General features: G+C 54.0%; 11 protein-coding genes. 1 reads left to right on the top strand and 10 read right to left on the bottom strand.

Annotation, left to right across the window (positions count from 1 at the left end; genetic code table 11):
* Window positions 1–31 precede the first annotated feature (31 nt).
* The 8 genes from HMPREF2954_RS10175 to prpB form a co-directional block, all read right to left on the bottom strand.
* Entirely contained in the window at window positions 32–1,243 is a 1,212-nt protein-coding gene (locus HMPREF2954_RS10175; protein ID WP_045073136.1) for an acetate kinase, read from the bottom strand.
* Window positions 1,216–1,392, bottom strand: a complete 177-nt coding sequence (locus HMPREF2954_RS12755; RefSeq protein WP_156133776.1) for a hypothetical protein — start codon at window positions 1,390–1,392, stop codon at window positions 1,216–1,218. Before HMPREF2954_RS12755 ends, HMPREF2954_RS10175 begins: the two co-directional genes overlap by 28 nt.
* A gap of 161 nt (window positions 1,393–1,553) precedes the next feature.
* A complete protein-coding gene (gene prpF / locus HMPREF2954_RS10165; protein ID WP_045073134.1) occupies window positions 1,554–2,723 on the bottom strand; it encodes a 2-methylaconitate cis-trans isomerase PrpF in 1,170 nt (389 codons plus the stop codon).
* Window positions 2,724–2,764: 41 nt separating this feature from the next.
* Window positions 2,765–5,374, bottom strand: coding sequence for a Fe/S-dependent 2-methylisocitrate dehydratase AcnD (acnD, locus tag HMPREF2954_RS10160; protein ID WP_045073132.1), 2,610 nt, complete (start codon window positions 5,372–5,374; stop codon window positions 2,765–2,767).
* A 91-nt stretch (window positions 5,375–5,465) separates the two neighbouring features.
* A complete protein-coding gene (locus HMPREF2954_RS10155; protein WP_045073130.1) occupies window positions 5,466–6,377 on the bottom strand; it encodes a DMT family transporter in 912 nt (303 codons plus the stop codon).
* Window positions 6,364–6,663, bottom strand: a complete 300-nt coding sequence (locus HMPREF2954_RS13310; RefSeq protein ID WP_231574625.1) for a hypothetical protein — start codon at window positions 6,661–6,663, stop codon at window positions 6,364–6,366. The genes HMPREF2954_RS10155 and HMPREF2954_RS13310 overlap by 14 nt, the downstream gene beginning before the upstream one ends.
* A 51-nt stretch (window positions 6,664–6,714) precedes the next feature.
* Complete coding sequence (gene prpC / locus HMPREF2954_RS10145) at window positions 6,715–7,869, bottom strand: bifunctional 2-methylcitrate synthase/citrate synthase (RefSeq protein WP_045073128.1); 1,155 nt, start codon at window positions 7,867–7,869, stop codon at window positions 6,715–6,717.
* Between the two features lie 80 nt (window positions 7,870–7,949).
* Window positions 7,950–8,825: a methylisocitrate lyase gene (prpB, locus tag HMPREF2954_RS10140; protein ID WP_003779818.1), complete on the bottom strand. Its 876-nt coding sequence runs from the start codon at window positions 8,823–8,825 to the stop codon at window positions 7,950–7,952.
* Between the two features lie 874 nt (window positions 8,826–9,699).
* Between prpB and HMPREF2954_RS12750 the strand changes: the two genes are divergently transcribed.
* On the top strand, window positions 9,700–9,861 hold the full coding sequence (locus tag HMPREF2954_RS12750; RefSeq protein WP_156133775.1) for a hypothetical protein: 162 nt from the start codon (window positions 9,700–9,702) through the stop codon (window positions 9,859–9,861).
* A gap of 149 nt (window positions 9,862–10,010) precedes the next feature.
* Here HMPREF2954_RS12750 and HMPREF2954_RS10135 read toward each other — a convergent pair whose 3' ends face one another.
* Together HMPREF2954_RS10135 and pnuC are read right to left on the bottom strand one after the other, a co-directional pair.
* Window positions 10,011–11,444: an MFS transporter gene (locus HMPREF2954_RS10135; RefSeq protein WP_045073125.1), complete on the bottom strand. Its 1,434-nt coding sequence runs from the start codon at window positions 11,442–11,444 to the stop codon at window positions 10,011–10,013.
* A 105-nt stretch (window positions 11,445–11,549) separates the two neighbouring features.
* Entirely contained in the window at window positions 11,550–12,206 is a 657-nt protein-coding gene (gene pnuC / locus HMPREF2954_RS10130) for a nicotinamide riboside transporter PnuC (protein ID WP_321178165.1), read from the bottom strand.
* Window positions 12,207–12,623 lie beyond the last annotated feature (417 nt).

The following is a 12,623-nucleotide window of genomic DNA, read 5'->3' as shown; positions in this document are numbered from 1 at the left end:
TTGTTATTTCAACAACGTATTGCCTCAACCCCTAACCTGCTTCTTGCAAAAAGCCTGCCAGTGCGGCGGTGTCGAGGGCAATCATCAGCTCTTCGTTGGTCGGCACCACCAAAACGGCGGGGGTAGAACCTGTCGGGCTGATAATGCCTGAGTTGCCGTAGCGTTTTTCCATGTTGGCTTTGGTGTCGATGTGCAGACCCAAATAGTCGAGGTAGGCGACGGTTTTGGCGCGGATGTTGCGGGAGTTTTCGCCAATGCCGCCGGTGAAGACGAGTGCGTCTATGCCGCCGCAGGCGACCGACATCGAGGCGATGTATTTGGCAAGGCGGTAGGTCATGACTTCGAGGGCGAGGTGTGCGCCTTCGTGGCCTTCGTCAGCGGCGATTTCGAGGGTGCGGCAGTCGTTGGAGAGTTCGGAGATGCCGAGCAATCCTGATTTTTTGTTCAGCATTTCATCGACTTGCTCGATGTTCATGCCGGCGTGGGCGGTCAGGTAGCTGTACACGCCGGGGTCGATGTCGCCGCAACGGGTGCCCATGACGAGGCCTTCGATGGGGGTGAAGCCCATGCTGGTATCGACGGATTTGCCGTTTCGGATGGCGGTGATGGACGCGCCGTTGCCGAGGTGGGCGACGATCATACGCAAATCTTCCAGCGGTTTGCCCAAAATCCGCGCGGCTTCGGGGGCGACGTAGCGCATGCTGGTGCCGTGGAAGCCATAGCGGCGGAAGGCGTATTTTTTGCGTAATTCGCGCGGCACGGCGTAGGTGTAGGCGCGTTCGGGCATGGTTTGGTGGAACGAGGTGTCCATCACGCCGACGTTGGGCAGGCCGGGGAAGTGTTCCTGCGCGGCGAGGATGCCGCTGATGTTGGCGGGGTTGTGCAGCGGGGCAAGCGGGATGCAGGCTTTCAACTCGTCGAGGACGTCTTGGTCGATGAGGACGGACTCGTGATATTTTTCGCCGCCGTGGGCGATGCGGTGGCCGATGGCTTTGATGCGGTCGTGCAAGCCGTGTTTTTCCAGTTCGTTCAACAGCATACCCACCGCGCCGGCGTGGCAGTTGCGTCCGGTCAGGGGAACTTGGCGTTTGTTGCCGTCTTTGTTGAAGGTGATGACGGCTTCGGGCGTGGTCAGGCGTTCGCCGAGACAGCTTAGGACGACGCTGCCGCTTTTGCGGTCGATAACGGCGCCTTTGAGCGAGGAACTGCCGCAGTTCAGGACGAGGATGAGTTGGTCGGACATGATGTTTCTCCTTGTAGTTTGTGGTTGTTTTTTTTGGTGGGGTCGTCTGAAAAAGGATGGGCGTTGGGCGGGGTGTGTTTCAGACGACCTCTTTGGGCAAAGCGTATGCCGCATTTTCTATCGTCATTCCCGCGCAGGCGGAAATCCATATTTGCTCACAAGCAAGCTCTGATAAAAATCAGGAAACAGAATATCGACTGTGGATTCCCGCCTGCGCGGGAATGACGGCGGTTAGGTTATTCGGCTTTATTGCAATCCTTTATCAAATGTCGTCTGAAACAGTGGACAGTGATGTCCGTCCTACATGATTTCAAAAACAATCATCGGGAACGCGCACCCGCCCTTCCATAATCACGCGCGCGCTGCGGCTCATGACGGCTTTTTTCACTGCCCAGATGCCGTCTGAACACTCTGCCGCCGCGCCGACGCGCAATGTGCCGGAAGGATGGCCGAAGCGCACTTCGTTGCGCGTTCCGCCGCCTGCGGCGAGGTTGACCAGCGTGCCGGGGACGGCAGCAGCAGCGGCGATGGCGACCGAGGCGGTGCCCATCATGGCATGGTGCAGTTTGCCCATGCTCAGGGCGCGTACCAGCAAATCGATGTCGGCGGCGTTCACGGTTTTGCCGCTGGAGGCGGTGTAACCGGCGGCGGGCGCGACGAAGGCAACTTTCGGCGTGTGCGCGCGGGCGGCGGCTTCGGACACGTCGTTAATCAAGCCCATTTTCAGCGCACCGTAAGCGCGGATTTTCTCGAATTTTTCCAGCGCGGCGGCATCGTTGTTGATGTCGTCCTGCAACTCTTTGCCTGTGTAGCCCAAGTCGGCGGCGGTCAGGAAAACGGTCGGAATGCCCGCGTTGATAAGCGTGGCTTTCAGACGACCTATGTCGGGAACATCCAGCTCGTCCACCAGATTGCCGGTCGGAAACATGCTGCCTTCACCGTCGGCGGGGTCGAGGAATTCGATTTGCACTTCGGCGGCGGGAAAGGTAACACCGTCCAGCTCGAAATCGCCCGTTTCCAAGACTTCGCCGTTTTGCATCGGAACATGGGCGATGATGGTTTTGCCGATGTTTTTCTGCCAGATTTTCACCGTGCAAATGCCGTCTGAAGGGATTTTGGCTTTATCGACCAAGCCCTGTTCGATGGCGAACGCACCCACGGCGGCGGTGAGGTTGCCGCAGTTGCCGCTCCAATCGACGAAAGGCTTGTCGATGGAAACTTGTCCGAAAAGGTAATCGACATCGTGGCCGGCGCGTTCGGACTTGTCCAAAATTACCGCCTTGCTGGTGGACGAACTGGCGTTGCCCAAACCGTCTATCTGCTTGCCGTAGGGGTCGGGGCTGCCGAGTACGCGCAACAGGATTTTGTCGCGCGCGCTGCCCGCTTCCCGCGCCGTTTCGGGCAGGTCGGAGCGTTTGAAAAACACGCCTTTTGATGTGCCGCCGCGGTAGTAAACGGCGGGGATTTTGATTTGCGGCATTCTGTTTCTCCTTGTTTTTGATTTAGCTTTTCAGACGACCTCTAAGCCGCGTTCCCTTCCAAAAAATCCTGTGCAAACCGTTGCAGCACGCCGCCGGCTTCGTACACCAGCACTTCCTCTGCGGTATCGAGGCGGCAGGTAACGGGGACTTCGACGGTTTCGCCGTTTTTGCGGTGGATGACGAGGGTCAGGTCGCCGCGCGGTTTGCGTTCGCCGACCACGTCGTAGGTTTCCGTGCCGTCCAGTTGCAGGGTGTGGCGGTTGGTGCCGGGTTTGAATTGCAGCGGCAAGACGCCCATGCCGATGAGGTTGGTGCGGTGGATGCGCTCGAAACCTTCGGCGGCGATGGCTTCCACGCCCGCCAGCCGCACGCCTTTCGCCGCCCAGTCGCGGCTGGAGCCTTGGCCGTAGTCCGCGCCGGCGATGATGATGAGCGGCTGTTTGCGGTTCATATAGGTTTCGATGGCTTCCCACATGCGCATGGTTTCGCCTTCGGGTTCGACGCGGGCGAGCGAGCCTTGGCGCACGCTGCCGTCTTCGTTTTTCACCATTTCGTTAAACAATTTGGGATTGGCGAAAGTCGCGCGTTGGGCGGTGAGGTGGTCGCCGCGGTGGGTGGCGTAGGAATTGAAGTCTTCTTCGGGCAAACCCATTTTCGCCAGATATTCGCCTGCCGCACTCGCCGCCAGAATCGCGTTGGAAGGCGAAATGTGGTCGGTGGTGATGTTGTCGGGCAGAATCGCCAAGGGGCGCATTCCCGTCAGGCTGCGTTCGCCCGCCAGCGCGCCTTCCCAATAGGGCGGACGGCGGATGTAGGTGGACATCGGACGCCAGTCGTACAGCGGACTGGGTGCTTTTTGCGCTTTGCCGGTGTCGAACATCGGCACATACACATCGCGGAACTGCTGCGGTTTCACATATTCGGCAACGACGGCATCGATTTCTTCATCGGTCGGCCAGATGTCTTTCAGGCGGATTTCTTTGCCGTCGTCTGAAACGCCGAGTACGTCGTTTTCAATATCGAAACGGATGCTGCCCGCGACAGCGTATGCCACCACCAGCGGGGGCGAAGCGAGGAAAGCCTGTTTCGCATACGGGTGGATGCGGCCGTCGAAGTTGCGGTTGCCCGACAGTACGGCGGTGGCGTACAAATCGCGGTCTATGATTTCCTGCTGGATTTTCGGGTCGAGCGCGCCGCTCATGCCGTTGCAGGTGGTGCAGGCGAAGGCGACGATGCCGAAGCCGAGTTTTTCCATTTCGGGCAGCAGGCCCGCTTCTTTCAAATAGATTTCCGCCACTTTCGAGCCGGGGGCGAACGAGGTTTTGACCCACGGTTTGCGTTTCAGCCCGAAGCGGTTGGCGTTGCGCGCCAAGAGCGCGGCGGCAACGACGTTGCGCGGGTTGGAAGTGTTGGTGCAACTGGTAATCGCGGCGATGATGACCGCGCCGTCGGGCATGAGGCCGTCTGAAGGCTCTTCGTAGGGCTTCGCCAGCCCTTTCGCCGCCAAGTCGACGGTGGCAAAACGCGCGTGCGGGTTGCTCGGGCCTGCCATATTGCGCGTTACGCTGCTCAAATCAAACTTCAACACGCGCGGATAAACGGCGGTTTTCAGATCGTCCGCCCACAGCCCTGCGGTTTTGGCGTAGGTTTCCACCAATTTCACCTGCGCGTCGTCGCGTCCGGTCAGTTTCAAATAATCAATGGTTTGCTCGTCGATGGCGAACATGGCGGCAGTCGCGCCGAACTCCGGCGTCATGTTGGAAATGGTCGCGCGGTCGCCGATGGACAGGCTTCTCGCGCCCTCGCCGAAAAATTCGACAAACGCCCCGACCACGCGCTCTTTACGCAAAAACTCGGTCAGCGCCAACACAATATCCGTCGCCGTAATGCCCGCCTGCCGTTTGCCCGTCAGCTCCACGCCGACAATATCGGGCAGGCGCATCATGGACGCGCGCCCCAGCATCACGGTTTCCGCTTCCAAACCGCCCACGCCCACGGAAATCACGCCCAGCGCGTCAACGTGCGGCGTGTGCGAGTCCGTGCCGACGCAGGTGTCGGGAAACGCCACGCCGTTTTTGACTTGGACGACGGGCGACATTTTTTCCAGATTGATTTGGTGCATGATGCCGTTGCCCGCCGGAATCACATCCACATTTTCAAAAGCGGTTTTCGTCCAGTTGATAAAGTGGAAACGGTCTTCGTTGCGGCGGTCTTCGATTTCGCGGTTTTTGCGGAACGCATCGGGGTCGTAGCCGCCGCACTCCACCGCCAGCGAATGATCGACGATGAGCTGCGTCTGCACCACCGGATTCACTTTGGCTGGATCGCCGCCCTTCTCTGCAATCGCATCGCGCAAACCCGCCAAATCCACCAGCGCGGTCTGTCCCAGAATATCGTGGCACACCACCCGCGCGGGATACCACGGAAAATCGATTTCCTGCTTGCCTTCTATCAGCTGGCCCAGCCAGCTTTGCAGCGTCGGCAAATCGACCTTGTCCGCGCGGTTGACCAAGTTCTCCGCCAAAATGCGGCTCGTGTAAGGCAGCTTGTCGTAAGAGCCGGGCTTGATGTCCTCACACGCCGCACGCGCGTCGTAGTATTCCAAATCCGTACCGGGCAGCGGTTTGCGGTAACGTTGGTTGGCAGCCATGTTCAGTTCTCCTGTGGATCTATTTTTCTTGTGGTTTGGGGTTTCAGACGACGTTTTTGAAGGGGTCGTCTGAAATCTTGGGAAATAAAAACTATTCAACTCGCTTCAACAATGGTCTATACAATCCATTGATAGACACAATACCGGCAATAATCAGAATAGCGCCGACAAAGAAGCGTCCTTCCGGTATTTCATTCAAAAACATCCAAGCCAGTACGGCGGCAAATAATGGCTCGGCCAATTCAGTTACCTGCACCTTCGCGGCACTCAAATAATCCAATGCTTTAGTTGTACAATAAAATCCTAAAATCGTCGGCAATAAAGACAGTGCCAAGAGTGGCGGAATCAAAGACCATTGCCAATGTATATCCTCAATACCTTCCAATGAAGGGATAAACAAAAAAATACTTCCAAAAAACATCAAGATCCGTGTCAAATAAATACCGCCGTTTAAGCCGAATTTTTTAATCAAAACGGAAAAACAACCGTAACCCGAGCCCGCCAGTGCGGCATTCAGAATCAACCCTAAATTTCCTTCTCCAGTCCAAGAAATCACCGCGATCCCCGATACTGCCAAACCCACACCGACGACTGAAGAAATATAAATACGTTCGTCTAATAGTATGCTGTCCAATATCAAGGCAGATACAGCAGCCGATGCCATTAATACAACTACTACATTCGCAGCATTACCGTATTGATAAGCGGTGGTTTCAAAGAAAAACAAAGTGTAAATTCCGAAAAAAGCACAAATTGCTACTTTTAACAGCAACGGCAAGATTGCCTCTTTCTTTTTTGAAATATCCGCAATCTGTCTGGTAAAACCGGTACGGCAAAGCAAAATGCTGATAAACACAAAACCTGTCAAAGTTTTCAAAAATGCAATATGCTGAACAGACAAGCCCTGCTCCATTAATACCTTACTGAATATACCGATAGTTGCATTCAGAAGGGCTGCAGAAACTGCCAAAAATATTCCCATCAGTAAATCAGGCAGCTTCATATTTACTCCATAATACTTTCCACATAGTTACATTATTGTTTTTCGAAAAGAAAATCCCTCCAAAATCTTTATTTACCTCTTGATAATCAAACGCCTTTATTTCAGAAAGTTGCCGCGCTGCCTCCGCCATTCCCGCCGCGGCCTGTCCTCGCTTAGGCGGGGGCGGGAATGACGGCAGACGTTGCGGCTGGTTTTTCAGACGACCTTCTCTCTCTCGCATATTCCAACAGGTCGTCTGAAAAGCGGAACCGTAGGCAGGATTCGGTTTTTCGCGAGCAACGCCCACGCTACACGTCGTCTGAAATCCGATTGGCGCCTCCTACGGTTGTGGTCCGTCTCAGCGTTCTTCAATCTCCACAAACGCCAAGTCTTCAGGGCCGGTGTAGTTCGCGCTCGGACGGATGATTTTGCCGTCTTTGCGCTGTTCGAGGACGTGCGCCGCCCAGCCGGTGGAGCGCGAAATCACAAACAGCGGCGTGAACATGGCGGTCGGGACGCCGAGTTTCTGATAGGACACGGCGGAGAACCAGTCCAAGTTCGGGAACATTTTTTTCTCTTCCCACATCACGCTCTCCAAGCGCTCGGCGATGTCGAAGAGGCGCATGTCGCCCGCTTCCCGGCTCAAACCGCGCGCCACTTCTTTAATCACGACGTTGCGCGGGTCGGAAATGGTGTAAACCGGATGGCCGAACCCGATAACGATTTCTTTGCGGGCGATGCGTTCGCGGATGTCGGCTTCGGCTTCGTCGGCGTTGCGGTAGCGTTTTTGGATGTCGTAGGCAACTTCGTTTGCGCCGCCGTGTTTCGGGCCTTTGAGCGCACCGATGGCTCCGGTGATGCAGGAATACATGTCCGAACCCGTACCGGCAATCACGCGGGCGGTGAAGGTGGAGGCGTTGAACTCGTGTTCCGCATACAGAATCAGCGAAACGTGCATGGCTTTCACCTGCGATTCGGTCGGGCGTTTGCCGTGCAACAGGTGCAGGAAGTGGCCGCCGATGGTGTCCTCCTTGCTTTCGACGTCGATGCGTTTGCCGTTGTGCGAATATTGATACCAGTAAAGCAGGATGCTGCCGAGGCTGGCGATGAGTTTGTCCGCAATATCGCGCGCTTCGCTTTCGGGGTGGCTTTCGCGTTCGGGATGAACGCAGCCGAGCATGGACACGCCGGTACGCATGACGTCCATCGGATGCGTGTGCGCGGGCAGGCTTTCCAACACTTTAATCACGCGGATAGGCAGGCCGCGCATGGATTTGAGCTTGGCTTTGTAGGCGGCGAGTTCGAATTTGTTGGGCAGATGACCGTGAATCAGCAGGTAGGCGACTTCTTCAAACTCGCATTTCTGCGCCAAATCAAGGATGTCGTAACCGCGGTAGCTCAAATCGTTGCCGGTGCGGCCGACGGTACACAGCGCGGTATTGCCCGCCGCCACGCCGGAGAGGGCGACGGATTTTTTCGGTTTGAAGGTCGGGGTTTCGGGGGTTGCAGTCATGGTATTTCTCCTTTGTGTTTTTATGGGTTTTGGGCTTTCAGACGACCTATTCAAGGTTGAGGGTCGTCTGAAAACGGTTTTTACTTCTGAAACAATTTATCCAGCTTCTGTTCGAAGTCGTGGTAATTCAAATGCTCGTAAAGCTCGGCGCGGGTCTGCATGGTATCGACCACCGCCGCCTGCGTGCCGTCGCGCATAATCGCCTCATAAACATTCAGCGCGGCCTTGCTCGCGGCGCGGAACGACGAGAGCGGATACAGCACCAGCGACACGCCGTTGTCCGCCAGCTCGCGCTGCGTATAAAGCGGCGTCGCGCCGAATTCGGTAATGTTCGCCAACACGGGCACTTTCACCGCATCCGCAAATTGCCGGTACATCGCCAAATCCGTCATCGCTTCGGGGAAAATCATGTCCGCGCCCGCTTCCACGCAAGCCTGCGCCCGCTCGATGGCGGCATCCAAACCTTCCACCGCCAGCGCGTCCGTCCGCGCCATAATCACGAAATTCTCATCCACGCGCGCATCCACGGCGGCTTTAATGCGGTCAACCATTTCATCTTTAGAAACAATGGCCTTGTTCGGACGATGGCCGCAACGCTTCTGCGCCACCTGATCTTCGATATGCACCGCCGCCACGCCCGCACGCTCGAAGTTGCGAATCGTGCGCGCGATATTGAATGCTCCGCCCCAGCCGACATCAATGTCTACCAGCAAAGGCGTATCCACATTGTCCGTAATCCGCCGCGCATCAATCAGCACATCTTCCATCGTGGTGATGCCCAAATCCGGAATCCCGCACGAACAGGCCGCCACGCCGCCGCCCGACAGATACACCGCCTTAAACCCGCTCTGCGTCGCCAGCCGCGCAAAATAAGCGTTCACACAACCGACCACGGCAAGGGGATTCGACTCCTTCACAGCTTGGCGGAAACGGGTGCCGGCAGAAAGTTGGCTCATGTTAATTCTCCTTTGTAGATTAGATTTTTTTCAGTATCGACTCAACGGCCCAGTTTCCGCGAAATCTGAAACGAACCGTTCAAATAGAAACAATGGTTTCAAAACCGTTTTCAGACGACCTTTCAAAACCCAAATCCATCAGGCCGTCTAAAAAATCAAAATCAATAAAAACAATCAGTTAAAAAATTCAATACAAACAATTCGGTTAAGGTGGAGGTATAAGAAATTTTTAATAATTTTTAAATTCGGAAAGGAAATAAAGCTGGAAAGACAGAATTTTCAAAACCCAAACCGTCCGCAGAAATGCGGAAACCCCGATTCGGGCGAAGAGCCGTCAGACCGCCGCGACTGCCCAAAAGCAGACGACGACGGATGCGGCAGAGATAGAAGACAATCTATAACAAGACGGAGAAGTTTGGTGCAGATTCATGATAGGGTTCCTTTGTAGTGCGATGTAGTTTTTATAAGTATGGACAAATTTAAAAAATAATTTTCAGGCTGTCAAACACTTTTTCTAAAATATTTTTAAAAAATTCAATCATTAATAAACAATACTTCAGAAACAAAACCCCAAACTCCCGCCTCAAAACACCCCAAACCCTTAGCTGAAAAAGCCTACATCGCTATCAACCAATCAGAACGTTTTTAAACAATCCATCTCAAAACAAATATAATTAATTCATTTATCAGGAATTTTTATTCAAACAAGAAAATAGGCATCCCAATCGCCCAAACCGCCCTATTTTCCACCTACTCCCTTTTCAGACGACCAGAACTAAAATAACATCATGATTTACAATTAAAACTATAATATTTAAAAATGTAGTCATATGTGGTTTTAAATATAAACAGGTCGTCTGAAAATCGTAACCCTATGATTTCAGACGACCTTGCCCCAGCCGTAGCGTGGGCTCCGCCCACGAAAAAAACAACACTATTTATCGCCCGACTCGGAAACCAAGCCATCAATCCCGTGGGCAAAGTCCACGCTACAATCCGCGGCAGGTATTGCCGCTCCCTACCCGTCGCCCGTTGAATTTACTTATCAAGAAAATTTTTTGTATTTAAAGGGAAATTGTTTGCTTATCTCGGACTCACGTTCATCCACCATAAAACACAAAAAGGTCGTCTGAAACCTATAAATACATGGTTTCAGACGACCTTTCCTCACATTCTCAGTACGCGCTATGACTCTGTTTGATGCCGCTTCAGGCGCATGGCGAAAAACACCATCACCGCACCCAACACCAGCGCGCTGCCCATTGCCAGATGGATGCCGTCGAGCATGGCTTGTTGCGGCGAGGCGGCGGAGGACAGTTTCTCGCCGATATTGGTCGCGCCGACGAAAAATGCCGCGCCAATCGCGCCGGCAATCGGGTTGATGGTGGTCAGAATCGCCGCGCCGTGGGGATTGAGTTTTTTCGGCAACGCATTCAAGCCGTGGGTTTCGCCCGTTACGCAGGCGGAGACGGACACCGCCATCAGCGTGAACATGGCGGTCAGCATCATGACTTGCGTGTCAATCCGCAAAAACAGCCACAACACCGCCAGCGACACCGTCAGCATCACCGTGGCGGGCAACACGACAAACCGTCCGCCTTTCTTGTCCAGCAGTTTGCCGAACAAAGGCGCGGCAACCGCTTGGGCGATACTCGCGGGCATCAAAATCAGCCCCGTCGCCGTACCCGTCAGCATCAGCACCTGCTGCGTGTACATCGGCATCAGCAGTTCCAAACCTAAAAACAGGAATACCGCACCCGCCAGAATCACGACGCAGTAGCGGAACTGCCTATACTCAAACGCCCGAAGGTTCAGCAGCGGCGTCGCCAAGCGGGACTGGCGGTATGCAAACCAGCCCACCAGCGCGACGGAGGCGGCAAACAGCAGGATAAATTCCGCCAGCGGCAGACTGGCGAAATTACTGCTCGCATACACCAGCCCGCCGAAGCCAACAATCGACAGTACGGCAGACAAAATATCAATCTTCGGACGGCTGATGGTGCTCAAATTGACCGTCAGATACTTGCCCACCAACGCCATCGCCGCCAGCATAAACGGCGCGGTAAAGCCGAACAGCACGCGCCAATGCGTGTGGTCGATGATGATGCCCGACAGCGTCGGCCCTATCGCGGGCGCGGCGGTGAACATCATGGTAATCACGCCCATCGCCGTTCCGCGTTTGTTCGGCGGGTAAATCGACAAAACGCCGTTAAACAGGAGCGGCACGAAAAACGCGGCAGACACCGCCTGCACCATCCGCCCCACGACCAGAATCCCGAAAGTCGGCGCAAACGCGCAAATCAGCGAACCCGCCAGAAACGTCGCCTGCGTAAACAACACCATCTTGCGCGTTTCAAACCATTGAATCACGCCCGCCGTAATCGGCGTGAACGCGCCCATCACCAGCAAAAAGCCCGTCGTCAGCCATTGGACGGTGGTCTTATCGACACCGAAGTCCTTCATAATCGGCGTAAGCGCAACATTTAAAAGCGTGTCGTTGAGATAGCCGAAAAACGCGCCGATAAACAGCGTCGCCACAACGGTTTTGGCAGGAAAATCGGGATTGTCGGCATGGTATTCGTGAGCCGTATCGTCTGTGTCAATATCGGAAGTATGCATAACATCATATTGAAATGTTTGAGGAACACGGATTTTAACATGTATATACAAAAGGTCGTCTGAAACCCGATACCGGATTTTCAGACGACCTTTGAAGCTTGATAATTATTTTCCCGAATGCCGTTTTACCAGCTTCGTCCAGTTGATATAGCCGTAAACCGAATTGCACAAATACATGACGTACATCAGCAAAAGCGGCAGGCTCGTTTCTCCGTTTTTCAACCATGCCGCAGCCCACAGCGAAATCGTCAGGATATTGACCACAATCCACAATGCCCATTGCTCGCGGTAGCGCAGAATCATCAACACCTGAGCCACAATCGACACGACGACCATTCCGCCGTCGAGGGTCGGCAACGCGCTGCCTAAGTGGTGCAGCCATTCGATATATGCCGAAGTCCCCACAACGGACACGGCAACCACCAGCAGCCACTGCCTGACCGTCAACGCCTTCGCCTTCACTTCCTCCGTTTCTGCCGTTTCGCCCAAAGCCATATGTCTGCGCCACATAGCGAAACCGACAAACTGGACAGGCACATACACCAATAAATTCAGCATCATCTCGCCGTAGAGCTTAAACGTATAGGAAACATAAGCATACAGCGATACGGAAATCAGCCCGAACAAATAATTGCTGATTTTCCCTTTACCGACGAAGACGACGCACAAAATGCCCGTTACCGCCGCAATGCTCGCCAGCCATGAGTCGGGATTGAAGACGAACACGACCGCCTGTATCCCCAAAAACATCAGCAGCCACACCGCTTAGAAATGCGTCCAACCGCCGAACAATTCGCGTTTCCACCAGTCTAATGACATGATTTTTCCCTCTTTTTTCTTTATTGATGCTCGATGTGGGATGCCTCTCAAACCCAAAAATCCATCCCATATTGCATATGTTTTACATTATGCGTAAGTTTCAATTCGCACGCAATAAAACAATTACTAAAGTTATATATCTAATTAAAACTGTTGCCCAAGGAATACAGTGAATCCGAAAAAAACAAGGCTTTCCATCTGTCGATATGTCTTCAAGCAACTGAATTTTCATCAAAATTCCCATAACAACCGCAAAGAAACGAAATCTCAGCGTGTACGACCTGCCCGTAGATAAAGCCGCCTTAACGCGATGCCCTAATCTTGACCGTTATCCGCGCCCATTTTAAAATGAATTTACGA

Source organism: Neisseria sp. HMSC067H09 (assembly GCF_001814135.1).
Taxonomy (GTDB): Bacteria; Pseudomonadota; Gammaproteobacteria; order Burkholderiales; family Neisseriaceae; genus Neisseria.
Note: the sequence above shows the minus strand (reverse complement) of the source record. Positions and strands in the feature narration are given on the sequence as shown.

Excerpts from the sequence above, each read along its gene's own strand:
- prpF (WP_045073134.1), bottom strand. The coding sequence starts at position 2,723 with ATGCCGCAAATCAAAATCCCCGCCGTTTACTACCGCGGCGGCACATCA.
- prpB (WP_003779818.1), bottom strand. The coding sequence starts at position 8,825 with ATGAGCCAACTTTCTGCCGGCACCCGTTTCCGCCAAGCTGTGAAGGAG.
- prpC (WP_045073128.1), bottom strand. The coding sequence starts at position 7,869 with ATGACTGCAACCCCCGAAACCCCGACCTTCAAACCGAAAAAATCCGTC.
- HMPREF2954_RS10175 (WP_045073136.1), bottom strand. The coding sequence starts at position 1,243 with ATGTCCGACCAACTCATCCTCGTCCTGAACTGCGGCAGTTCCTCGCTC.
- HMPREF2954_RS12750 (WP_156133775.1), top strand. The coding sequence starts at position 9,700 with ATGATTTCAGACGACCTTGCCCCAGCCGTAGCGTGGGCTCCGCCCACG.
- acnD (WP_045073132.1), bottom strand. The coding sequence starts at position 5,374 with ATGGCTGCCAACCAACGTTACCGCAAACCGCTGCCCGGTACGGATTTG.
- HMPREF2954_RS12755 (WP_156133776.1), bottom strand. The coding sequence starts at position 1,392 with ATGGATTTCCGCCTGCGCGGGAATGACGATAGAAAATGCGGCATACGC.
- HMPREF2954_RS10155 (WP_045073130.1), bottom strand. The coding sequence starts at position 6,377 with ATGAAGCTGCCTGATTTACTGATGGGAATATTTTTGGCAGTTTCTGCA.
- HMPREF2954_RS10135 (WP_045073125.1), bottom strand. The coding sequence starts at position 11,444 with ATGCATACTTCCGATATTGACACAGACGATACGGCTCACGAATACCAT.